This is a genomic window from Massilia norwichensis (assembly GCF_024753245.1).
GTDB classification, from domain to species: Bacteria; Pseudomonadota; Gammaproteobacteria; order Burkholderiales; family Burkholderiaceae_D; genus Telluria; species Telluria norwichensis.
Map to the genome: position 1 here is coordinate 77,048 of NZ_JANUGX010000016.1, position 22,887 is coordinate 99,934.

The 22,887-nt window shown below is 64.1% G+C and carries 17 protein-coding genes; 9 read left to right on the plus strand and 8 right to left on the minus strand.

The features are described from left to right. Positions 1-92: 92 nt before the first annotated feature. Entirely contained in the window at positions 93-1,037 is a 945-nt protein-coding gene (locus NX782_RS14465) for a VirK/YbjX family protein (protein ID WP_258846171.1), read from the minus strand. A gap of 220 nt (positions 1,038-1,257) precedes the next feature. Further along, the gene (locus NX782_RS14470; protein ID WP_258846172.1) at positions 1,258-3,510 is read right to left on the minus strand and encodes a family 1 glycosylhydrolase; all 2,253 of its coding nucleotides are present in this window, start codon (positions 3,508-3,510) and stop codon (positions 1,258-1,260) included. Positions 3,511-3,702: 192 nt separating this feature from the next. On the opposite strand from NX782_RS14470, the gene NX782_RS14475 reads away from it, so the two are divergent. After that, complete coding sequence (locus NX782_RS14475; RefSeq protein ID WP_258846173.1) at positions 3,703-3,939, plus strand: hypothetical protein; 237 nt, start codon at positions 3,703-3,705, stop codon at positions 3,937-3,939. Between the two features lie 44 nt (positions 3,940-3,983). On the opposite strand, the gene NX782_RS14480 is transcribed toward NX782_RS14475, so the two are convergent. From NX782_RS14480 to NX782_RS14490, 3 genes are read right to left on the minus strand one after another with little or no spacing between them, the layout of a single operon-like run. After that, positions 3,984-5,537: a class I adenylate-forming enzyme family protein gene (locus NX782_RS14480; protein ID WP_258846174.1), complete on the minus strand. Its 1,554-nt coding sequence runs from the start codon at positions 5,535-5,537 to the stop codon at positions 3,984-3,986. Beyond that, complete coding sequence (locus tag NX782_RS14485; RefSeq protein WP_258846175.1) at positions 5,534-6,700, minus strand: acyl-CoA dehydrogenase family protein; 1,167 nt, start codon at positions 6,698-6,700, stop codon at positions 5,534-5,536. Before NX782_RS14485 ends, NX782_RS14480 begins: the two co-directional genes overlap by 4 nt. Next, complete coding sequence (locus NX782_RS14490) at positions 6,697-7,782, minus strand: substrate-binding domain-containing protein (RefSeq protein WP_258846176.1); 1,086 nt, start codon at positions 7,780-7,782, stop codon at positions 6,697-6,699. Before NX782_RS14490 ends, NX782_RS14485 begins: the two co-directional genes overlap by 4 nt. Positions 7,783-7,911: 129 nt before the next feature. Here NX782_RS14490 and NX782_RS14495 point away from each other — a divergent pair, with 129 nt between their 5' ends. The 8 genes from NX782_RS14495 to NX782_RS14530 all read left to right on the plus strand — a co-directional run bounded on the left by NX782_RS14495 (position 7,912) and on the right by NX782_RS14530 (position 18,457). After that, on the plus strand, positions 7,912-9,609 hold the full coding sequence (locus NX782_RS14495) for an OFA family MFS transporter (protein ID WP_258846177.1): 1,698 nt from the start codon (positions 7,912-7,914) through the stop codon (positions 9,607-9,609). 15 nt (positions 9,610-9,624) lie between these two features. Next, positions 9,625-11,340: an NAD(P)H-dependent oxidoreductase subunit E gene (locus tag NX782_RS14500; RefSeq protein ID WP_258846178.1), complete on the plus strand. Its 1,716-nt coding sequence runs from the start codon at positions 9,625-9,627 to the stop codon at positions 11,338-11,340. Then, positions 11,337-14,141, plus strand: a complete 2,805-nt coding sequence (gene fdhF / locus NX782_RS14505) for a formate dehydrogenase subunit alpha (protein ID WP_258846179.1) — start codon at positions 11,337-11,339, stop codon at positions 14,139-14,141. Before NX782_RS14500 ends, fdhF begins: the two co-directional genes overlap by 4 nt. A 4-nt stretch (positions 14,142-14,145) precedes the next feature. Further along, the gene (locus NX782_RS14510; protein WP_258846180.1) at positions 14,146-15,027 is read left to right on the plus strand and encodes a formate dehydrogenase accessory sulfurtransferase FdhD; all 882 of its coding nucleotides are present in this window, start codon (positions 14,146-14,148) and stop codon (positions 15,025-15,027) included. Further along, complete coding sequence (locus NX782_RS14515; RefSeq protein WP_258846181.1) at positions 15,027-15,734, plus strand: ABC transporter permease; 708 nt, start codon at positions 15,027-15,029, stop codon at positions 15,732-15,734. The genes NX782_RS14510 and NX782_RS14515 overlap by 1 nt, the downstream gene beginning before the upstream one ends. A 23-nt stretch (positions 15,735-15,757) precedes the next feature. Further along, on the plus strand, positions 15,758-16,450 hold the full coding sequence (locus tag NX782_RS14520) for an energy-coupling factor ABC transporter ATP-binding protein (protein ID WP_258846206.1): 693 nt from the start codon (positions 15,758-15,760) through the stop codon (positions 16,448-16,450). A 23-nt stretch (positions 16,451-16,473) separates the two neighbouring features. Next, positions 16,474-17,301 (plus strand): ABC transporter substrate-binding protein, encoded by an 828-nt coding sequence (locus NX782_RS14525; protein ID WP_370661796.1) that lies wholly within the window; start codon positions 16,474-16,476, stop codon positions 17,299-17,301. A 172-nt stretch (positions 17,302-17,473) separates the two neighbouring features. Further along, entirely contained in the window at positions 17,474-18,457 is a 984-nt protein-coding gene (locus NX782_RS14530; RefSeq protein WP_258846182.1) for a CsgG/HfaB family protein, read from the plus strand. A gap of 80 nt (positions 18,458-18,537) precedes the next feature. On the opposite strand, the gene NX782_RS14535 is transcribed toward NX782_RS14530, so the two are convergent. From NX782_RS14535 to NX782_RS14545, 3 genes are all read right to left on the minus strand, one after another. After that, the gene (locus tag NX782_RS14535) at positions 18,538-19,641 is read right to left on the minus strand and encodes a glycosyltransferase family 9 protein (protein WP_258846183.1); all 1,104 of its coding nucleotides are present in this window, start codon (positions 19,639-19,641) and stop codon (positions 18,538-18,540) included. A gap of 373 nt (positions 19,642-20,014) precedes the next feature. Next, a complete protein-coding gene (locus NX782_RS14540) occupies positions 20,015-21,157 on the minus strand; it encodes a hypothetical protein (RefSeq protein ID WP_258846185.1) in 1,143 nt (380 codons plus the stop codon). Continuing rightward, positions 21,147-22,814, minus strand: a complete 1,668-nt coding sequence (locus tag NX782_RS14545; RefSeq protein ID WP_258846186.1) for an HsdM family class I SAM-dependent methyltransferase — start codon at positions 22,812-22,814, stop codon at positions 21,147-21,149. Before NX782_RS14545 ends, NX782_RS14540 begins: the two co-directional genes overlap by 11 nt. Positions 22,815-22,887: the final 73 nt, after the last annotated feature.

The window sequence follows — 22,887 nt, forward strand, 5'->3', positions numbered from 1 at the left end:
TTGTTGCCAAAAACCGGGGTCAGACACCGAATTTTGGCAATATCCGCTGAGCTATTTCCAAAATTCGGTGTCTGACCCCGGTTTGATGTTGGTCAGTCGCGGGCGCGCAGGCCCGTGCAGACGCCCTCGGCCAGCGCGCACATCATCTCGTAGCGCTTCCTCGCCTCCGAACGCTTCTTCGACGGGATCGCTTCCAGATCCGGCGCCGCCACCGGCGCGCAGTCCAGTTCGTAATCGCCGCTGGCGTTTTTCAGCGCGCCCAGTTCTTCCCACAGCAGGTCGTAGTCGGCCAGCACGTGGCCGTTCCTGATCGCCTTGTAGATGACGCGGTTACGGTTGGCGACCAGGTGCAGGCGCTCGCAGCCGTATTCGAAGCCGAGCTGGCGCACCAGGCTGACCATCAGCTGCTTCGGGCGCATGCCGTGCAGGTCGCGGGTCGCCAGACGGATCGCTTCGCGTGCGTCATCAAGCCTGCCGCCCTGGACGCAGCCGATGCTGATCGCCGGGCGGCCGGCGCGCGGCGCCACCGTGAAGGCCACCGTGTAGATGATCTTGCCGTCCTGCGCCAGCTGCAGCACCAGGTCGCCCTCGCGGTCGAACATGTTCACGGTGCGCAACTGGATCTCGTAGGGCAGGCCGCTCTTGCCGTCGACGGCGGCCAGCACCACCGGACCCAGGCTGGCGCGCGCCACCACCTGGCCGAGGCCACGGCGGAAGATAAAGTCATAGTGGGCCTCGATCGCCGCCAGGCGCTCCTGCGGACGCAGCGCATTGCTGATGTAGGGCCGGTAGACCTTGTACAGGAAGCGCGGGCAATTGCGCACATACTCGGAAAACGCCGGATGCGAATTCAGCAGCCGCAGCCAGGCCGGGGTCTGGCGCGCATGCAGCAGGGCGCGCACGCGGATCTTGAGCCGCTCGCGCAGCTGCGCCAGACGCCTCAGGTGCGCCGGCACCGCCGAGTCCAGCGTGATCGACGGCGTGGCCGTGGCAACCATGCGCTCGGCCCAGGCGAAATCTTCCCGGTAGAGCTTCATGCCAGCCTCCCGACAAAGAAGGAAAGGCGCAGGAGCGAGAAAGCAGGATAGGCAGGCATGGCTGGGCACACTAAGTCGCGTAAAGTAACGCTATGTAACGTAGTGTAACTAAAGAACTGCTGAGCGTAAATATATTGCTATTCACTACGCATATAAACGACAACAGCCACCCGGAACGCCGGGTGGCTGTTGCTAATTTGCCTAACTGATCTGAAGGCGGTCAGCTGGCGTAGTGCGCCGACTCTTCCTGGTCGGCACGCTGCTCGCCCAACTCGCGCTCATGCAGGTAGCGCGTCAGGGCGTCCTCGAAGGCCGGCAGGATCAGCCCGCGTTCACTGCTCAGCGCGCTGTACACGGGACGCGGCGCCGCCATGCCGAGTTCGCTGGCCGGACATTCCTCGATGCCGGCCGGGTCCACGCCGGCCGCCAGCGCAGCGCGCCGGGCCAGCTCGGCCCAGCTCATGGCTTCGCCATTGGTCAGGTGCCAGATACCGGACTCCTTGTCGATCAGCAGGTCGAGACAGGCATTCACCAGGTCCGGCACATAGGTCGGCGACACCGTCATGTCGCCGGCCGCCGCGAACGGCCGGCCCTCGCCCAGCGCCGCCAGGGCCTGCGTCACGAAGTTGTGCTCGTCCCATGGACCGAAGAAGGAACTGGTGCGGATCACCAGCGCCTGCGGGTCCGAATCCAGCACGCGGCGCTCGGCCTCGGCCTTGCTGCGGCCATAGGCGTTCAGCGGCGCGACCGGATCGGATTCGACATACGGCCGGCCGGCGGCGCCGTCGAACACCAGGTCGCTGGAGAAGGTCATGAAGCGCACCGCGTGGCGGATCGCCGCCAGCGCCAGCACCGTCGGTCCGACCGTGTTCTCGCGCATGCAGCGCTCGGCTTCGCGCTCGGCATCGTCGACCCGCACATAGCCGCTGGCATTGATGATCGCCCAGGGCTTGTAGCGCACGATCGCCGCCTCCACCGAGGTCGGGTCGGTGATGTCCATCTCCTGACGGCTCAGCACGTGGCAGGCCAGGTTGCGCTTTTCGCAGATGCGGGCGAAGGCGCGGCCCAGTGTGCCGGTGGCGCCGGTGATCAGGATCGGCTGCGGTAAGGTCGAGCGGAAGGCGCCGCGGTCGTTGATGTCGGCCACCGCCGCGCGGGTCGCGACCGGCTTGGCCAGGAAGCGTCCCGGCCGGCGCCACCAGCCCTGGCCCTGCAGCACCGGATTCGACAGCGGGCGGCCGCTGGCCAGTTCGCGCATCAGGTGCGCCACCGCGGTCGGGCGCGGTTGCGCACCGCGCACGTCATACGGCCCCGGCTCGTAATAGCCGCGGCATTCGGTGACCAGACAATTCCAGTCGAAGGAGCCGAGCAGGGCCCAGACCGTCACTGCGCGGATGTCGGCGCCGTTCTGCTGCACCTTCTTGGCGGCGTTCCAGATCTCGACCAGCCAGCGCAGCTGGTCTTCGCGGTTGGCGTCGATGTGGGCCTCGGTGACGGCGATCGGCAGGCCGTAGCGGTCCCAGGTTTCCTGCAGCAGCGGGCCGATGCCGGGCGTCGGCGTGGCCAGCACGCGCGGGCATTCCATGTCGGCGTGGGGGATGCCGCGGTACTGGGTGCGATGGCTTTGCGGATAGCGTTCCAGCCGGTGGTCGAGCCAGCGCTCGCTGGTGATGTAATAGTTAACGCCCATGATGTCGGGCGGGCAGGGGTTGTCCTTAAACCAGAGCAGTTCTTCGGCCGTCGCTTCGGATTCGAGCAGGTAGTCCCACAGCGCGTGGTTCTCGTCGATGCGGCCGCACAGCATGTCCCAGCCGAGCCAGCGGCGCTCATTGAAGAAGTTGGCGATCTCCGCCATCTCCGGCGTGCCGTAGGTGCGCGACAGGTCGTCGGTCTGCACCAGCTTGGCGTTCGGATTGACCCTGCGGATTTCGCGCATCGCCAGCACGGTGGCGCGGCATTGGACGATGAGGGCGCGCACGAACAGCGCTTCGCTGCTGCCATGCGGGTACCAGACGCCGTTCAGGCCGGAGAAGCGGGCGGTGGTACAGATCTCATTGACCGGGGTATAGTACTCGACCCAGGGGTAGCGGCGGGCCACCGCGCCGGCGTATTCGGCCAGCTTGTCCGGGAAGTCGGCAGACACCAGGCTGGTGTGGCGCGGGCCGCTACCGTGGTGGACCAGGCCGACGATGGGCGTCACGCCCAGTTGCTGCAGCACGGGCAGGCGTTCATCGGACCACGTCCAGTCGGCGCTGTCGACACCGTCCGGCGCGGTGCGTTCCCACAAGACGGGGTAGCGGATCGCGCGGATGCCGAGCGAGGCGAAGCGCTCCAGGTCCTGCAGCCTGGCTGCATGACCGTTGCGGTCCATCTGGGAGAAGTAATTATCGCGTACGCGGTTGACGGTGCATTCGAGGCCGCCCCAGAGCTGAAGCGGCGAACTTGCTGGCTGGATATGATTATTCAGATTCATGAGTCTTCCTGCATATTTGGACCAAGGCCTAAGCCTAGTCGGCGGACCCAGCTTCTTGTGTGAGACAGCGAACATATAGGCCGTTTTTCGGACAAGTCCTACGCAGACTCAGCAATGTCTAGGACATTCCAGGAAATTTTGGGGGCGTATGCGAAAATGCCGGCAAAATGCGCGAAGAAGAGGAGCGAAGCAATGTACATGGTGTACTGGAGCACGATCGAAGAGGGCGCCGGCGTCCCCCATGCCGAGCCTTTCGACACCAGCGACATGGTGGAAGCCATGAAGTTCATGGAAGCGCTGCGCGCGCGCCAGCGGGCGGGGGAAGCAGTACGCTTCATCACCATGTGTTCGGAGCACCCGGACGTGGTCGGCCATCCGGGTGTCGATGTAACCGGCCCGGACTACAACTGGAAGAAAAGAAGGCGCTAAAACGCCCAGAAGCCCTTATGGCCGCGTTGCATCGGCTCGCCGTACTAAGGTACTGTCTTCGTGGTACGCCATTGCGGCGAGGCGCCTTGCCCTAAGGGCTTCTGGACGTTTTGGTTTTTGAGGCGGTGCTTCAGCACCTTGCCGCTGGGCGCCGCCGGCAGGCTGGCCATCAGCACGATGCGGGCCGGGCGTTTATATGGTGCCAGCCGGGCGGCGGTCCAGCCGTCCAGCGCGGCCGCGGTCAGCACGCTGCCGGCGGCGGGCTGGACGAAGGCCACGACTTCTTCATTGCCGTCCGCTTGCAGCCGCCCGACCACCGCCGATTGCGTCACCGCCGGGTGCGCGTTCAGCACGGTCTCGACTTCCAGCGGATAGACCTTGAAGCCGGAGCGGATGATCAGTTCCTTGCTGCGCCCGGCGATGAAGAGGGCGCCGTCGGCATCCTGGCGCGCCAGGTCGCCGGTGTCCAGCCAACCATCCCGGTCCAGCACCGCCGCCGTGCCGGCCGGATCGCGGTAGTAGCCCTGCATCACGTTCGGGCCGCGCACGAACAGCTGGCCGTCCGGTCCTTCTACCCGCACCTCGACGCCGGGGATCGGATGGCCGACCGAGGTGTCCGCGCGCGGCGCATCGAGGCGGGTCTGGCTGACCGTGGGCGCGGCTTCGGTCAGGCCATAGCCGTTGTGCAGCGGGACCCGCAACAGGCTTTCGACCTCGCGTTTCAGTTGCGGGTCGAGCGGCGAGCCGCCGGCGTAGGCGAAGCGCAGCCCGGAGGCCAGCGGTGCGCGGATACCCTGCGCGGCGCACAGCTCCAGCAGGCGCGCATACATGGCAGGGACGCCCTGTACGATGGTCAAATCGCCGCTGCGGATCGCCTCCAGCATGGCGTGCGGCGTGAAGCGCGGCACCAGCTGCAGGCAGGCGCCCGCATACAAGGTCCCCAGCAGCACCGAGGTCAGGCCGTAGACGTGCGAGACCGGGAGCACGCCGTAGGCCAGGTCGCCGGGCGCCAGGCCCCGCAGGCGGCTCGAGACGGCGGCCACGAACAGCAGGTTGCGGTGGCTGAGCATCACGCCCTTCGGTTTGCCGGTGGTGCCGGTGGTGTAAACCAGGGCTGCCACCGGCTGCGCCGTGAGCGTTTCCGGCACGCCGCCATCCGCGTGCAGGCTGGCCATCAGCCCACCATGCGCGTGCGCATCGGCGCCGGCACGCGCGGCGTGCGCGGCCGCATCGGGCGACACCGCCGCCGTGTACAGCACCACGCGCGCGCCGCAGTGGCTGCGGATCGCTTCCAGCTCCGGCGCGGTCAGGCGCGCGTTCACGTTGACGCACCAGGCGTCCAGGCTGGCGATCGCGAACAGGGCGCCGACCTGGGCGATGCCGTTCTCGCTGACCAGCATCACGCGCTCGCCGGCCTGCACGTCCAGGCTGCGCAGCCAGGCGGCGCAGGCGTCGATCTCGCCTTCGAGTTCGCGGTAGGTGAGCGTGCGGCCGGCTTCGCGCAATGCCGGCGCATCGGGCGTCGCCGCGGCATGCCGGCGCACGATGGCGTCGATCCGCGCCGGCAGCGCCGCCAGCAGTGCATCGATATCCATCATGCGCCGGCCCGTTTGATCATGTTGCGGGCGATGACCAGCTGCTGGATCTGCGAGGTCCCTTCGTAGATGCGGAAGAGGCGCACGTCGCGATAAAAACGCTCCGCCGCATAGTCCGATACGTAACCGGCGCCGCCGTGGATCTGCACCGCGCGGTCAGCCACGCGGCCGCACATCTCGGAGGCGAACAGCTTGCAGCAGGACGCTTCCATCGTCACGTCGCGGCCTTCGTCGCGCAGGCGCGCGGCATCGACGACCATGCTGCGTGCGGCGTACCACTCGGCCTGGCTGTCGGCCAGCATCGCCTGCACCAGCTGGAAACCGGCGATCGGCTGGCCGAACTGCCGCCTCTCCATCGCATAGCGCAAGGCGTCGTCGAGCATGCGCCGGGCCGCGCCCACGCACACGGCGGCGATGTGCAGGCGGCCCTTGTCGAGCACCTTCATGGCGGTCTTGAAGCCCACGCCTTCCTGGCCGCCGATCAGGTTCGCGGCCGGCACCCGGCAGTTCTCGAAGATCACGTCGCAGGTATGGGCGCCGCGCTGGCCCATCTTCCTGTCGATGCGACCGAGCGAGAGTCCGGGCCTGCCGCGTTCGACCAGGATCGCGGAGATCGCGCCGGCATCCTTGCGCGCGGCATCGGTGCGCGCCATCACCGTGAACACGCCGGCTTCGGGCGCATTCGTGATGTAGCGTTTGACGCCGTTGATGATGTAGACGTCGCCCGCATCGCCACGTTCGAGCACGGCGGCGGTGCGCAGCGAAGCCGCATCCGATCCGCTGTCCGGTTCCGTCAGCGCAAAGGCGCCGATGATCTCGCCGCTGGCCAGGCGCGGCAGCCAGGCCGCCTTCTGTTCGGGCGTGCCGTCGATGACGATACCCTGCGCGCCGATGCCGTTGTTGGTGCCGACCAGCGAGCGGAAGGCCGGCGAGGCATAGGCCAGCTCCATCGCCACCAGCACTTCTTCTTCCATGCTGAGCGCCAGGCCGCCGTATTCCTCGGGGATGCACAGGCCGAACAGCCCCAGCTCGCGCATCTGCGCGACGACGTCGGCGGGAATGGCATCGCTGTCGGCGACGATGTCTTCGTGCGGGATCAGCACTTCGCGCACGAAGCGGGCGATGCTGTCCTTCAGCAGGTTCAGGGTTTCGGGGTCTCGGATCATGCGCGGATTCCAGGGAAGGCTTCGGGGATGGTTTCGATGCTGCCGGTGCGCGCGGCATCGTAGCCGGGCAGGGCGTTCACCAGGCGATGGTAGCCGGGCTGGCGCAGGACCGCCAGCAGCTGGGCCATCAGGCTGTCCTCGAGAGCGTCCAGGTGCAGGGCGAAAAAATAGCGTTCGCGCAGCAGAGGAATGAAACCGAGCTTGAACTGCTCGGCCGCGGTGCGCATGCCGATGCCGACGTCGGCCATGCCGCTGGCGATATAGGCGGCGACCGCGGAGTGGGTGAACTCGGCGCTGTTCCAGCCATTGATCGCTTCACGGTCGATGCCGGCGCGCTCCAGCATCATCTCGAGCAGCACGCGCGTGCCGGAGCCGGCCTGGCGGTTCACGAAGCGCAGCTTCGGCCGGACCAGGTCGGCCAGGCCCTCGACGCCGAGCGGATTGCCGGGGGCGACCAGCAAGCCTTGCTGCCGGCCGCAGATGTGGACCAGGCAGTGCCTGGCCGGGTCCAGCCAGCGCAGGTAGCGCCGCGCCGTCTCCTCTTCGAATACGCCCTCCGGCACGTGGAAGCCGGCCAGGTCGCATTCGTGGCGCGCCAGCGCGGCCACTGCATCGAGGCTGGTGCGGTAGCGTAGCTCGACCGGCAGCTCGATCTTGTCCAGGTAGCCGGTCAGCGCCGCCACCGCGAAGCCGTGGCTGGCGTCCATGCGGATCGTGCGCAGGCCGGTGCCGCGCAGGCGCACCTTGCCCAGTTCGGTCTCGAGTTCGGAAGCCAGGCTGTCCAAGGTCGGCGACAGGCGCGCGGCGATGCGGCGGTCAGCCCAGACCAGCTTTTGCGCGAGCAGGGTCAAGCGGGTGCCGCGCCCGCGTCCGGTCTCGAGCAGGGGCTCGCCGAACAAGTCCTCGGCTTCGCGCAGCACGCCCCAGGCATAGCGGTAAGACAGCCCGGCCGCCTTGGCCGCCGCCGCGATCGAGCCCTGGTCCTGGATCGCCAGCAGCAGGGCCAGCAGGGTGGCCGTGTCGAGCGGCGCATCGTTGTTGAAGCTGATTTCCCAGTGTGGGCGAATATGGACCTTGAGCATGGATATATGCTTTATTAAGCCTATTTCTGAGAGAAGGGACGCGTGATACGCTCGGCGTTGCAGTAAACGTATTCCAGAAGTATATGCTTTTTAAAACATATTAGTTCAAACAAAAAACACGGAGGAGACATGGCATTACTGGATATGCTGGACAAGGAACACACGATAGCGAGGCCGGGCTTCAACCGCTGGCTGGTGCCGCCGGCCGCACTGGCGATTCACCTGTGTATCGGCATGGCGTATGGCTTCTCGGTGTTCTGGCTGCCGCTGTCGAAAGCGATCGGCATCAAGGAATCGGTTGCCTGTCCGGCCGAGATGGGCTTCTTCGACGTGATCACGTCGACCACCTGCGACTGGAAGATCTCGATGCTGGGCTGGATGTTCAGCCTGTTCTTCCTGTTCCTTGGCCTGTCGACCGCGCTGTTCGGCGGCTGGCTCGAGCACGCAGGTCCGCGCAAGGCCGGCGTCGTCTCGGCGATCTGCTGGTGCAGCGGCCTGGTGATCTCGGCGCTGGGCATCTATCAGCACCAGATCTGGCTGATGTGGCTGGGGTCGGGCGTCATCGGCGGCATCGGCCTGGGCCTGGGCTACATCTCGCCGGTCTCCACCCTGATCAAATGGTTCCCCGACCGCCGCGGCATGGCAACCGGCATGGCCATCATGGGCTTCGGTGGCGGTGCCATGATCGGCTCCCCGCTGGCCGACAAGCTGATGAAGCATTTCGCGACCCCGACCTCGGTCGGCGTGTGGGAAACCTTCCTGGTGCTGGCCGCGATCTACTTCGTGTTCATGATGGCCGGCGCGCTGGCCTACCGCGTGCCCGCAGCCGGCTGGAAGCCGGAAGGCTGGACCCCGCCTGTGGCAAAGAAGACCAACACCATGATCACCAACCGCCATGTCCACGTCAGCCGCGTGTGGGGCATCCCGCAATTCTGGCTGGTGTGGCTGGTGCTGTTCCTGAACGTCTCGGCCGGTATCGGCATCCTGGCGATGGCCTCGCCGCTGCTGCAGGAAGTGTTCGGCGGCCGCCTGATCGGCGTGAGCGCCGCCTTCAACGAACTGGACGCCGCGCAGAAGGCGCAGATCGCCACCATCGCCGCCGGCTTCCTCGGCCTGCTGTCGCTGTTTAACATCGGCGGCCGCTTCGTGTGGGCCAGCTGCTCCGATTTCATCGGTCGCAAGATGACTTATTTCGTGTTCCTGGTGCTGGGCTTCGTGCTGTACGCGGCGATCCCGTCCTTCGGGCATGGCGGCCATCTGGGCCTGTTCGTGCTGTCCTTCTGCATCATCCTGTCGATGTACGGCGGCGGCTTCGCCACCGTGCCGGCTTACCTGGCCGACCTGTTCGGCACCCAGATGGTGGGCGCCATCCACGGCCGCCTGCTGACCGCCTGGGCCGTCGCCGGCCTGCTCGGCCCGAGCCTGGTCAACTACATCCGCGAATACCAGATCGCGCACGGCGTCGCCAAGGCGCTGGCCTACGACACCGCGATTTACGCGATGGCCGGCATGCTGGTGCTGGGCTTCATCTGCAACCTGTTGGTGCGCCCGCTGGCCGACAAGTACTTCATGAGCGAAGCCGAGCTGGCGGAAGAGAAGCGCAAGGCCCACGAGCGCGATGTTGCGGCCTCGGCCGGCAGCCGCGCCGCCGCCGCGGCCGGTGGCGACACCATGGTGGCCGGCGTGTCCGGCGCCGGCGTGATGACCGCTACCCCGGTCGCCGCAGGTGGCGCTCTGGTCACGCTGCTGGCCTGGGCCGCGGTCGGCATCCCGCTGCTGATCGGTGTGTGGATCACGCTGCAGAAGGCGATCGTGCTGTTCAAGTAATCAAGGAATACCGCCATGAACCATCCCGTCATCCCCATTGCCGTGCAGGGCGCCAGCCGCCAGCGCAAGCGCGAAGCCCCGAAAGGCCGCCGTGCCGATCCGCAGTCCCTGTGTGAGGTCCAGGACCTGCTGGGCGACATGCCGCGCCGGCGCGATCTGCTGATCGAGTGCCTGCACAAGATCCAGGACGCGTTCGGCTGTCTATCCGCCGCGCACCTGGCGGCCCTGGCCCAGGAGCTGAGGCTGGCGCAGTCGGAAGTCTATGAAGTGGCCAGCTTCTACCACCACTTCGACGTGCTGCGCGAGGGTGAGGCGCCGCCGGCCAGTCTCACGGTGCGCGTGTGCGCCGGGCTGTCCTGCGAAATGGCGGGCGCGCAGACGCTGCTGGACCGGCTGCCGGCCATCCTCGGCACGGATGTGCGCCTGCTCGCCGCGCCCTGCGTCGGCCGTTGCGAGCAGGCGCCGGCGGTGCTGGTCGGCCAGCATCCGGTGCCGCGCGCCACCGCCGAGACGGTGCTGGCCAAAGTGGCGGCCAAGGAAACCACCCACGTTCACACGAATCACGACGGCCTGGACGCCTATCGCGCGAAAGGCGGCTACGCGCTGCTGCGCGACTGCGTCGAAGGGCGCCGCGAGGTCGAGAGCGTGATCGCGGCGCTGGAAGCCTCCGGCCTGCGCGGCCTGGGCGGCGCCGGCTTCCCGGCCGGGCGCAAGTGGCGCATCGTGCGCGCCGAGCCCGGCCCGCGCCTCATGGCGATCAACATCGACGAGGGCGAGCCCGGCACCTTCAAGGACCGCGTGTATCTCGAGCGCGACCCGCACCGCTTCCTGGAAGGCGCGCTGATCGCCGCCTGGGCGGTCGGCATCGACACCATCTACATCTACCTGCGCGACGAATACCACGGCCTGCGCGCCATGCTCGAAGCCGAGCTGGCGCTGCTGCGCGCCGATCCTTTCATGGACGCGATGCCGGAGATCGTCCTGCGCCGCGGCGCCGGCGCCTACATCTGCGGCGAAGAGTCGGCGATGATCGAATCGATCGAGGGCAAGCGCGGCATGCCGCGCCTGCGTCCGCCGTATGTGGCGCAGATCGGCCTGTTCGGCCGGCCGACCCTCGAACACAACTTCGAGACCCTGCACTGGGTGCGCGACATCGTCGAGCAGGGCCCGGAACATTTCGCCGCGCACGGCCGCCATGGTCGCAAGGGCCTGCGTTCATTCTCGGTTTCCGGCCGCGTGCGCGACCCGGGCGTGAAACTGGCCCCGGCCGGCATCACCATCACGGAACTGATCGACGAATACTGCGGCGGCATGCAGGACGGCCACCGGTTCTATGCCTACCTGCCGGGCGGCGCCTCGGGTGGCATCCTGCCGGCCTCGATGGGCGACATCCCGCTCGACTTCGATACGCTGCAGCCCTACGGCTGCTTCATCGGCTCGGCCGCGGTGGTGGTGCTGTCGAACCAGGACACGGCCAAGGCCGCGGCCCTGAACACGCTGCGCTTCTTCAAGGACGAGTCCTGCGGCCAGTGCACGCCCTGCCGCGCCGGCACCGCGAAAGCCGTGGCCATCATGGAGCAGCCGGACTGGGATCTCGCCCTGCTGGGCGACCTGTCGCAGGTGATGCGCGACGCGTCGATCTGCGGCCTGGGCCAGGCGGCGCCGAATCCCTTCGACTGCGTGATCAAGTACTTCCCGCATGAACTGAATATGAACGAGGCAGCAAAATGAACGCCGGTCTGCAAACTGTCACCTTCACGATCAACGGCAGGGAAGTGCAAGCCCTGCGCCATGAGACATTAATCGAAGTCGCTGACCGCGAAGGCATCGCCATCCCGCGCCTGTGCTACAAGGAGGGCATGGAAGCCGTCGGCAACTGCCGCTCCTGCATGGTCGAAATCGACGGCGAGCGCGTGCTGGCGCCGTCCTGCTGCCGCCATCCCTCGCAAGGCATGAAGGTCACGACCGACAGCGAGCGCGCGCTCAAGGCGCAGAAGCTGGTGCTGGAGCTGCTGGCCGCGGACTTGCCCGAGAAGGAGTACACGCGCCACAACGAAGTCGACGAGTGGATGGCAAAACTCGGCGTCGGCAAGCCGCGCTTCGCTGCCACGCGCCGCGAGCCGCAGCAGGACGCCAGCCACGCCGCCATCACCGTCAACCTCGACGCCTGCATCCAGTGCACGCGCTGCCTGCGCGCCTGCCGCGACGAACAGGTGAACGACGTGATCGGCCTGGCCTTCCGCGGCCAGGACGCGAAGATCGTGTTCGACCAGGACGACCCGATGGGCAATTCCACCTGCGTGGCCTGCGGCGAATGCGTGCAGGCCTGCCCGACCGGCGCCTTGATGCCGGCGCGCGACGCGGCCCTGAGCGTGCCGGATAAACAGGTCGATTCGGTCTGCCCGTATTGCGGCGTCGGCTGCCAGCTGACCTATAACGTCAAGGACAACAAGATCCTTTACGTCGAGGGCCGCGACGGCCCCGCCAACCACGGCCGCCTGTGCGTCAAGGGCCGCTACGGCTTCGACTACGCGCACCACCCGCACCGCCTCACGAAGCCGCTGATCCGCCGCGCAGGCGTGTCCAAGACCAGCGACTTCGCGATGGACCCGAGCAGGGTGATGGACGTGTTCCGCGAAGCCAGCTGGGAAGAAGCGCTCGACCTGGCCGGCGGCCAGCTGGCGCGCATCCGCGACCAGAACGGCAAGCGCGCGCTGGCCGGCTTTGGCTCGGCCAAGGGCAGCAACGAGGAAGCCTATCTGTTCCAGAAGCTGGTGCGCACCGGCTTCGGCAGCAACAACGTCGACCATTGCACCCGCCTGTGCCACGCTTCCTCGGTCGCGGCGCTGCTGGAGGGGATCGGCTCGGGCGCGGTCTCGAATCCGGTGATGGACGTGACCCGTGCCGAAGTCGTGATCGTGATCGGCGCGAATCCGACCGTGAACCACCCGGTGGCCGCCACCTGGATCAAGAACGCGGTCCGCACCGGCACCAAATTGATCATGTGCGACCCGCGCAAATCCGACCTGACGCGCCACGCGCACCGGCACCTGCAGTTCAAGCCGGACACCGACGTCGCCATGCTGAACGCGATGATGCACGTGATCGTGCATGAGAACCTGGTCGACCGGGACTTCATCGCCAGCCGCACCATCGGCTACGAGGAACTGGCGAAGAACGTCGAAGGCTACAGCCCGGAGCTGATGGCGCCGATCTGCGGCATCGATGCCGATACCCTGCGCTACGTGGCGCGCCTGTACGCGACCTCGAAAGCCTCGATGATCCTGTGGGGCATGGGCATCTCGCAGCACGTGCACGGCACCGATAACGCGCGCTGCCTGATCGCACTGGCGCTGATGACCGGCCAGATCGGCCGTCCCGGCACCGGCCTGCATCCGCTGCGCGGCCAGAACAACGTGCAGGGCGCCTCGGACGCCGGCCTGATTCCGATGATGTACCCGGATTACCAGCGCGTCGACAACCCGGATGCGAAGGCGCGCTTCGAAGCCGCCTGGGGCATGCCGCTCGACGAGAAACCGGGCCTGACCGTGGTCGAGATCATGGACGAGATCCTGGCCGGCGGGATCAAGGGCATGTACATCATGGGCGAGAACCCGGCCATGTCCGATCCCGACGCCAACCACGCGCGCGCGGCGCTGGCGGCGCTCGACTGCCTGGTGGTGCAGGACATCTTCCTGACCGAGACTGCGTATCTCGCCGACGTGATCCTGCCGGCCTCCGCCTTCGCCGAGAAGACCGGCACCTTCACCAACACCGACCGCCTGGTCCAGCTGGGCCGCCAGGCGATCCAGCCGCCGGGCGAGGCGAAGCAGGATCTGTGGATCATCCAGGAGCTGGCACGGCGCCTGGGCCTGGCGTGGAACTACACGCATCCGTCCCAGGTGTTCGACGAAAAGCGCCGCCTGATGCGCAGCATTTCCGGCATCACGTGGGAGCGCTTGGAACGCGAAGGGGCGGTCACGTATCCGTGCACGACCGATGACGACCCCGGCCAGCCGGTGGTGTTCGTCGACAGCTTCCCGCGCGGCCTCGGTGCCGAGAAGGGCCGGGCGCGCTTCGTCCCGGCCGACATCATCCCGGCCGACGAGCGTCCGGATGCCGAGTACCCGATGGTCCTGATCACCGGGCGCCAGCTCGAGCACTGGCATACCGGCAGCATGACGCGGCGCGCCGGCGTGCTGGATGCGATCGAGCCGGATCCGGTGGCGCTGGTGCATCCGCTGGACCTGGAAGCGTTGAAAGGCCGGCCGGGCGACGTCATCACGATCGCCTCGCGCCGCGGCGAAGTCAGCCTGTATGCACGGGCCGACGACAGCTCGCCCCGCGGCGCCATCTTCGTCCCGTTCTGCTACTACGAAGCGGCCATCAACCGCCTCACGAACTCGGCGCTCGACCCGTTCGGCAAGATCCCGGAGTTTAAATATTGTGCAATCCGCGTGCGCCTGGGCGGCGAGGTCGCACCGCAGGGCACGTATGGTGGCGGCCAGATTCTGGCGACCGTGGCACAATGATGTGATGAACGAGCAACGGTATCGACCCCAACTATCGCAAGCCAGCGCCAGCCTGACGCATGAAGTCACGGCGATCGACGAGCGCGGGCGCCGCTCGTCCTTGCACATCCCGGCCGAGCGCCCGCTGACCGTCTACGTCGACAAGCGTGAACTCGTGACCCTGATGACGCTGGGCGGCGCGCCCGAAGCGCTCACGCTCGGCTACCTGCGCAACCAGCGCCTGGTGCGTTCGATCGAAGACATCGTCTCGATCCAGGTCGACTGGTCGGTGGATGCGGTGGCGGTGGTGACCCGCAACGGCATCGCCGGCATCGAGGAGCGCACCGCCAAGAAAGTCGTCACCACCGGCTGTGGCCAGGGCTCGGTGTTCGGCGGCCTGATGGACGAGGTCGACAGCATCGCGCTGCCGCGGGAAGCGCGCCTGACGCAATCGGTCGTGTATCGCATCGTCGAGACGATCCGCACCCAGCAGTCGGTGTACAAGCAGGCCGGCTCGGTGCATGGCTGCGCGCTGTTCTCGAACACCGGCGAGCTGCTGTACTTCGTCGAAGACGTGGGCCGCCATAACGCCGTCGACGCGATCGCCGGGCTGATGTGGCTGGACGGCGTGCGCGGCGAGGACAAGGTGTTCTACACCACCGGGCGCCTGACTTCCGAGATGGTGATCAAGGGCGCCCAGATGGGCATTCCCTTCCTGCTGTCGCGCTCCGGCACCACGCAGATGGGACACATGGTGGCGGAAAAGGTCGGCATGTCGCTGCTGGCGCGCTGCAGCGGCAGGCATTTCCTGCTGCTGTCGGGCGAAGAGCGGCTGGTGTTCGAACCCGAGATGCTGGAAGCGCTGGAGGCCGTACGCATGCGGCAGATGGCCTCGGCCGCGGCCTGATGTCCCTGCTCGACGCCACGCTGCGCGCCTTCGCCCTGCTGTTCACGGGCGACCCCGACCTTTGGCGCATCATCTGGGTGTCCCTGAAGACCAGCGTACTCGGGCTGCTGCTGGCCACGCCGCCTGCCGTGCTGCTGGGCTACCTGGTCGCCATGCACCGTTTTAAAGGACGCCGCATCGCGATCTGGCTGGCCCAGGCCGCACTGTCGCTGCCGACCGTGCTGATCGGCCTGCTGCTCTACCTGCTGCTGTCGCGCCACGGGCCGATGGGGGCCCTGCAATGGTTGTTCTCGCAGCCGGGCATCATCGCCGGCCAGTTCGTGGTCGCGATTCCGGTGCTGCTGGCCTTCACGCTGGCCGCGGTGCAGGCGATCGACCCGCGCTACGCCGAGACCGCAGTCGCCCACGGCGCCTCGCGCGTCCAGGTGATGGTGCGCGTGCTGCACGAGGCGCGCTTCGGCGTGATGGCGGCGGTGCTGTCGGGCTTTGGGCGCGTGATTTCGGAAGTCGGCTGCGCGCTGATGGTGGGCGGGAACATCGAAGGCGAGACCCGCACCATCACCACCGCCATCGCCCTGGAGACCAGCAAGGGCGAGTTCGCGCAGGGCATCGCGCTGGGCATCGTGCTGGTGACCATCGCGCTGCTGATGAACGGCGTACTGATGCTGCTGCAGGGCGATGCGCACGTTGCAAGGGACCGGCCGTGATCCATCAGATATCGATCCAGGGCATGCTCGGCGCCACCCACGCGCGCAAGGGCGACGAACGGCGCAAGGCGCTGCTGGGCGTGAAGGGATTACGCAAGCGCCACGGCGAGCGCCTGCTGTTCGACATCGGCTGCCTGGAGATCGCCAGTCACAGCGCCTACGTGCTGACCGGGATGAACGGCGCCGGCAAAAGCACGCTGCTGCGCGTGCTGGGCGGCCTGGAACGCGCCGAGATCGACAGCCTGCGCTTCGAAGGCATGGAGGAGCGTCCCTACCCGTATCCGCGTGCGCTGCGCGAATCCATCGTCTACGTGCACCAGCACCCGGTCATGTTCTCGACCAGTATCGCGCACAACATCGGCTACGGCCTGCAGGTACGCGGCGTCGCGAAAGAGGAAGCGGCGCGCAAGGTCGAGGAAGCGATGGTCTGGGCCGGCGTGGCCCACCTGCAGGACGTCGAGCCGGGCCGGCTGTCCGGCGGCGAGCGGCAGCGGGTGGCGCTGGCGCGTGCCAAGGTGCTGTGCCCGAAACTGCTGCTGCTCGACGAGCCGACCTCGAACCTGGACGGCCAGGCGCGCGAGCAGGTGATCGAATTGATCCCCACCATGGTCGAAGCAGGGGGCAGCGTGGTCATCGCCTGCCACGACCGCGACCTGATCGGCCTGCCCGGCGTGCAGCGCCTCAAGCTGCGCGACGGCCAACTCGAAGTTCGTTAATGCTTCAATAATAAGGAGAAATCATGCAACGTCGACTGTTCAGTCTTGCCCTCGTCCTGGGTTCGACCATCGGAATGTCGTATGCGCCGGCCCAGGCGCAGGATGCCAAGGCTCAGGTGCTGCGCCTGTCCACCACCACCAGCACCGAGAATTCCGGCCTGCTGGCCTACCTGCTGCCCAGCTTCGAGCAGAAATACGGCATCAAGGTCAACGTGATCTCGGTCGGCACCGGCAAGGCGCTGGAACTGGGCAAGAACGGCGACGTCGACGTGACCCTGGTGCACGCGCGCCAGCTCGAAGACAAGTTCGTGGCCGAGGGCTGGGGCATCGACCGCCGCGACGTGATGTACAACGACTTCATCGTGGTCGGCCCGACCGCCGACCCGGCCGGCATCAAGGGTTCGCGCGACGTGCTCGGCGCCTTCAGGAAGATCGCCTCGACCAACGTCAAGTTCATCTCGCGCGGCGACAATTCCGGCACCGACGTGATGGAGAAGGGCTACTGGAAGGAAGTGGGGGCCAAGCCGCAGGGCAGCAACTATGTGTCGGCCGGCCTGGGCATGGGCGAGGTGCTGAACATGGCGGCCGAGATGAATGCCTACACCCTGACCGACCGCGCCACCTACGGCGCCTACAAGGCCAAGACCGGCCTGGCGATCGTGGTCGAAGGCGACAAGCGCATGTTCAACCCCTACGGCATCATCGCGGTGAATCCGGAGAAGCACAAGGGCATCAACTACAAGGGCGCGAAGCAGCTGATCGAGTGGATGACCTCGGCGGAAGGGCAGGCGAAGATCGCCGCGTTCAAGCCGGCTGGCGAGCAGTTGTTCTTCCCGTCGGCGAACCGCTGAGCGCAGGCAGGACACCAATACTTATCAACGTGGAAATTGGCGAGAATGTAAGCTTTCTAAAATTGTAAAATGTGAACGAACGCCGTATAGAGTTGACTTTCGCCATGACGAGACAGCACCGCTCGCGGCGAAGCCGACACCGTCCCTGTTTGTTCACTCCACTACAATTTCTATGAAACTACTTCGGGTATCGACGATTGCCGCGTGCATCCTCAGCAGCGCCGGCGTCCATGCGCAGGATACGAGCTCCAGGGTGGAGCGTTGCGACCGTCCGTTGGGGACGATTGCCGTCAGCGAGTACCGGGGCGGCAGCACGGCGGCGCTGCAGAGTTATGGGCTGGGCTCGCCGGTCGCCCTGCTGCGTATCATGATCCAGCAGTCGAACTGCTTCCAGGTGGTCGAGCGCGGCGCGGCCATGGCCAACCTGCAGGAGGAACGCGCACTGGCCGCCGGCGGCGACATGCTGAGTGGCAGCAATGTCGGCAAGGGCCAGTTGCAGGCAGCCGACTTCGTGATGACGCCCAGCGTGCAATTCGCCGCCAACAATACGGGCGGCATCGGCGGCGCTATCTCGGATTACGGCGGGCGCCTGCTGGGCGGCCTGGGGCGGGTCGCCGGCGGCATTGCCGGCAACATGAAGTTCAAGGAAGCGCAGACCAGCCTGCTGATTGCGGACGTGCGTTCGGGCATCCAGGTGGCGGCCGAAGAAGGCGTCGCCACCAAGACCGACTTCGGCATCTCGGGCTGGAGCTGGGGCGGCGGGGATTACTCGCGCCTGGGCGGCTATACGAATACGCCGGAAGGCAAGATGGTCGCGGCAAGCCTGCTCGACAATTACAACCGCATCGTGCAGCGGATTCGCAACGAGCCGAGCCTGGTGCGCACCAGCAGCGCCGCCAGCAAGGTGAACGCGCAGGCGTCCACGCTGGCCGGCACGCCGGTGTCGGCCGGCGCCAGCGTGTTCGCGCGCCTGTCGTCGGTCAAGGTGTACACCGAGCCGCGCGCGACCAGCAAGGTGATGGGCACCCTGAAGCGCTCGGAAGAGGCGATCGCTACCGGCGAAGAGCGCGACGGCTTCGTCAAGATCGACGGCGAAAACGTCTCGGGCGGCTGGGTGCAGCGCACGCTGGTGGCGCCGCAACCGGCGCCGCACTGATTCGCTCCCGGCCCGACCGGGTTACAGCAAGCAAAAGGGCCGCAAATGCGGCCCTTGTCACGTCGTGCGGCGGGTACGGATTACGCCAGCGCGTGCATCACATCCTGCACCGGAATCGCCTTCACCCAGTCGCGCCGCTGGTGCGCCGTGATGACGGTGCTGTTGGCCTTGTCGACCGGCGCCCATTCCGGCGTCTTCTGGCGCATCAGGGCCACCACCGGCACGCCGACGGCGTTCGCCAGGTGCATCACGGCGGTTTCCACCGAGACGATCAGGTCGCACTGGGCCAGCATGGCCGGCAGCTGGAAGAAATTCTCGTTGGCACTGAACAGCTCGGTGCGGTCCAGCTGGCGTTCGACCAGCATGGTTTTCACGCGCTCGACTTCCTGCGGCACCGCGTTGACGATGAAGCAGGCGTCGCGCCATTCCGGCTGGGCGCGCATGGTGGTGATCAGTTCGGCCACGCGCTCGACCGGCCAGCAGCGCTTGCGGGTCTTGGCGAAGGGATTGATGAAGACCAGCTTGCCCTGGCGCTTGTCGAAGCCCCATTCCTGCAGGCGGGTCTTGGCGCCTTCGATGAAGCGTTCCGGGATATGGACGAAGGGGATGCGTTCGCGCGGCGGGATGTCGACGTTGGCGAGGCGGCGGAACCAGTCGGCGTGCACGTCGCTGATGTGTGGCGCGCTCGAACGGTCGGCCACGTCCGGATCGAGGGCGGCGTCCAGCTTGCGGTAGGTGAAATAGTGCGGCAGTTCGGACAGGCCCATCGGCTTCTTGAGGCCGACCACGAAGCCGTCCGGGCTGATGCGGCGCGCCAGGTTGGCGTAGAAGTGCGGGCGCAGGGTGCCGAGCGAGACCACGATCGGGTAGTGCTCTTCGCGGGCTTCCTTGATCGAGGCTTCGAACAGCTCCGGCGAATAATTCTGCTTGTAGGTCTTGTCGATGAACTCGCAGGCGTCCAGCCAGTCGTAAAGAACGTTTTTCTTCAGGTGCGGCCATTGCGATGCATCGCTGGTGCGGCGGACCTCGTCGACCCACAGGTGCAGCTTCAGGTGCGGGTAAGCCCGCGCGAACGCCTGGAAGCAGTTCTGCAAATAGGTGTAATCGCCCAGTGCGAGGTGGGCGATGAACAGGATCTTGTCCGATTTTTTCAGCAAATCGGAAGGAATGAGTGGGTCGTTCATTGTCTCTACGGGTCGCTAGTCAGCTACAGGCTGTCGCCGACGCCGCCAGTGGTCAATCAGAAGCCTGCAAATCACCAGCGTGACGTCGCAGCGCCTATCGGTCGGCTGGTAGATACCGCCAACTCTCTAAATATCAGAAAATTGTCACAAATTGTAGTCCAAACGGGGCAAGTGCGTTGCCCTTCAATCGATTTTTAACTGTATTGTCCTGTCACAGCAACATTGGATGAGTAGGGCGACAACAACCTATCATTTATTAGTCGAATCTGATGTAAAAATACACACTACAAAACTGATTAGTACCTAAGGGAAGCAATACAGTACATAGAAGCCATATTGAGGGCTACAAGGCCGTCATATACCTTAGTTGTTACTATTGCAACTTTGCGGAGTTACGACGCCGTCGAGCTTCTTTATGCATGTTGACAGGCGTAGCCCCTAAAACACGGGTAACCATCGCTGTAAGGAAGCGGCTGGGAGCAAGTACATCTGGAGTTTTTTCTTGCAGAACCCTTACCTTCGGAAGTTGCTCAATAGCGTGGATAACGTCGGATTTTGGCACAGGTGCGGGTGCATCTTCCTCCTTTTCCTGCTCGGGCCCAGGCTCTGGCACACTAGCATTAGGAGGCAGTTCAGCTTCTTTTTGATACTCGGCCCTGGCTTCGTGAATGCCACTTGGGATCAGGTTTGGCTCTTCGGGAACCCCAGCAATGGATCTTGGCAAGTCAGCAGAGGATGATGTCCCGTTAGCATAGGCTAAGGAAATATCGTCTGAATATTCCATTAACACTAGACATGTAGCGTGGTAAGCATCGTCCTCTTGGCCCAGCTTTGCGAGTAGGTCGAATAACCATTCGGCAACGTTAGGCTCCTTTTGAAGGATATCGGAGCGAAGACCAAACGCGAATCCTAAGGCAGCAAGAGGATGTCGTAATCGCAAGTTCTTCGCATCGCCATAGGACTCTTCGACCCGATTGGGAGCATTTTTCCCGTATGACGAGTCCATTCGTTTCGTCGATATCAGCAATTCAGGACCAGTAACCCAGTCGGTAATGATGACGTCAACCTGCTTAAGGTAGTTTTTCCCAAGAATAGTTGCACTGGATGAGGTAACGCCAGGAATTGATGCTTGCTTGCTCAAGTAGGCGGCTACAGACGCTCTGATCTTGTCTTTGGTAGGCAGAGATTTTAGGAGCGCTGCAATAGGTGCCGGAAGAATGCGTGGATGGACTGGACGTGGCCACACTTGGTCGGAATCAAAACCTGCTCGTCGAAGCTCGTAGCTTAGCCATACATCTAAGGCAAGCGCAGGTACTCCAGACTGTGTCTCAGCCTTTAAGTAGAGCGGAACGCCCAACAATTTCTCAAGCGTATTGTAGTCTGGCTCAAATCGTAGAGTCCCATCTATATTCTTAACCCAAGGATTGCTATGCATTCCATCAGAAGTGGCTTCAGCGACGATTTGATCGAAAAGAACCCACGCTTTTGCTTTTGTTGATAGTTGTTTATCGGCCACTAGAAGCTCTCACTGTGCGACGTTGGGCAAGCTCTGCCCTCGCCTGACGAATAGTTTTAATCCGCGCTGATGATAAATTACAGCATCCATCGAGAATTACTTTATCTACAATCTCTACTGCCTCAAGTAGCTTGCCATGCTCTAATAGAGAAGCAACATCTTGTTTAATTTCACGGAGTTCGGCAACACAAGATAAAATCGCTGCAGGTGAGGGCATTGCCCAGGCGTCTGCTTCTTTTGGTTCTATCTTGAGAATGCCACCACCATAAGCGCGGCCGACTACTTCAGCGTGAAGTAAAGTAATAGAGTTCAGGCTAGCAAGAGGCAACAATTCACGCCCAATATCTCGATATTCATTATTAAAATAGACCCCGTGAACCGAGTTGAGGTGGCGAGCTCCAGCCTCATTCGCTGTAAGCCTAGGCGTGTCTGCATTCATGCAAGTTAGTAAAACGTCGGAAACAGCGACAAGTGGAACTTGATACCAAATTTTACGAACTCGGCATTTGTACGCGGTATCAACACCAGTCCGGTGCCCATCTTTGATATATGCAAGTGCTTGAGGTGAAGGTGGATTGCCAGGATAAAAAAGATAAGTGGCGCTACCTTCTTGACCTAATCTGGTTAGTAGTTCTTCTGAGAGTGATAAGCCGCGTAGATGTGAGCTTCCTGGCGGGGAAAGGCGCAAAAGTTCGTTAGGAGGAAGTCCAAGCTCATCTACACGTTGAGGTGAGAGCGTAAAATATTTATTATTGCCCGTGACAATGCCGAGGGTGGTTTCGCCCCAAGTTTGTAAACTGGTGAATAGCTCTAGTTCCAACAATTCTTGCAATGGCTTAAGAGCATTTGGGTTGATAAGGCTGCTTGTCCACTTAGCGGCTGGGTCGACTGGCGTCCAAATCATGCCTTTACCTAGTGTGGTCAGGGAATTTGCATTTTTCGACTGGTGAATAGTCGCACAGTCGGTAGGACCTTCCAAATAGCCATCTGCAAGTAGAAGCACAACGTCCGCCTCGGCCTCTGAAAACACTTGCTCGTCAAAGAGTACTAGCTGAACCTTGCGAAAACGATCGAAGAGAAACTGCCGTACAGGTGCTGCATAGTTCACCGAAAGTAATTCAGCTGGAAGAACCAACCCCAGCCGGCCACCTCGTTTGAGGAACATTGCTGAGTGAATTGTAAATGCGGCCCAACTAGAGGCTAAACCAGTTAGCGAAACACCCCCGCGTAAGGCGGCTGCGCGAGCGCGGGTGCGAGCCTCACCAGAAAAATCTTGATAGCGAATATAGGGCGGGTTGCCAATAACGGTATCGTAGATGGGCTTAGGTTCGAGCGCAAAAAAATCACTGTGTGAGATATGAGCCTCACCACCAGCTTCCTGTACACGTTGATGTGCTACACGTACACTATGTGAGTGAATCTCGACACCATCGACAGCCGGACGTACCTGAGTATTCGGCGTCAACTTGCGAAGACGATTCACTGCAGCGACAAGAAAAGCTGCATCTCCGGCCGCCGGCTCTAACACTAAATCGCTAGGCTTACGAATGGCCCAGTCAACGATAAAACGAGTGATCTCGTCCGGTGTAAAGAAAGCACCGCGTTCTTTGCGTAGCGCCGGGGTGTCGTCGGGATCAATTAAATAAGGGGAAGTCACAAATAAAATCCTGAAAGCACTGCTCTCTGACTCGACAGGTAATATCCTCTGTCGGCCTAAGTCAAACACATTT

Coding starts and splice junctions, on each gene's coding strand:
- NX782_RS14495 (WP_258846177.1), top strand. CDS start 7,912: ATGGCATTACTGGATATGCTGGACAAGGAACACACGATAGCGAGGCCG.
- NX782_RS14535 (WP_258846183.1), bottom strand. CDS start 19,641: ATGAACGACCCACTCATTCCTTCCGATTTGCTGAAAAAATCGGACAAG.
- fdhF (WP_258846179.1), top strand. CDS start 11,337: ATGAACGCCGGTCTGCAAACTGTCACCTTCACGATCAACGGCAGGGAA.
- NX782_RS14480 (WP_258846174.1), bottom strand. CDS start 5,537: ATGATGGATATCGATGCACTGCTGGCGGCGCTGCCGGCGCGGATCGAC.
- NX782_RS14500 (WP_258846178.1), top strand. CDS start 9,625: ATGAACCATCCCGTCATCCCCATTGCCGTGCAGGGCGCCAGCCGCCAG.
- NX782_RS14520 (WP_258846206.1), top strand. CDS start 15,758: ATGCTCGGCGCCACCCACGCGCGCAAGGGCGACGAACGGCGCAAGGCG.
- NX782_RS14525 (WP_370661796.1), top strand. CDS start 16,474: ATGCAACGTCGACTGTTCAGTCTTGCCCTCGTCCTGGGTTCGACCATC.
- NX782_RS14475 (WP_258846173.1), top strand. CDS start 3,703: ATGTACATGGTGTACTGGAGCACGATCGAAGAGGGCGCCGGCGTCCCC.
- NX782_RS14465 (WP_258846171.1), bottom strand. CDS start 1,037: ATGAAGCTCTACCGGGAAGATTTCGCCTGGGCCGAGCGCATGGTTGCC.
- NX782_RS14515 (WP_258846181.1), top strand. CDS start 15,027: ATGTCCCTGCTCGACGCCACGCTGCGCGCCTTCGCCCTGCTGTTCACG.
- NX782_RS14470 (WP_258846172.1), bottom strand. CDS start 3,510: ATGAATCTGAATAATCATATCCAGCCAGCAAGTTCGCCGCTTCAGCTC.
- NX782_RS14490 (WP_258846176.1), bottom strand. CDS start 7,782: ATGCTCAAGGTCCATATTCGCCCACACTGGGAAATCAGCTTCAACAAC.
- NX782_RS14530 (WP_258846182.1), top strand. CDS start 17,474: ATGAAACTACTTCGGGTATCGACGATTGCCGCGTGCATCCTCAGCAGC.
- NX782_RS14485 (WP_258846175.1), bottom strand. CDS start 6,700: ATGATCCGAGACCCCGAAACCCTGAACCTGCTGAAGGACAGCATCGCC.
- NX782_RS14510 (WP_258846180.1), top strand. CDS start 14,146: ATGAACGAGCAACGGTATCGACCCCAACTATCGCAAGCCAGCGCCAGC.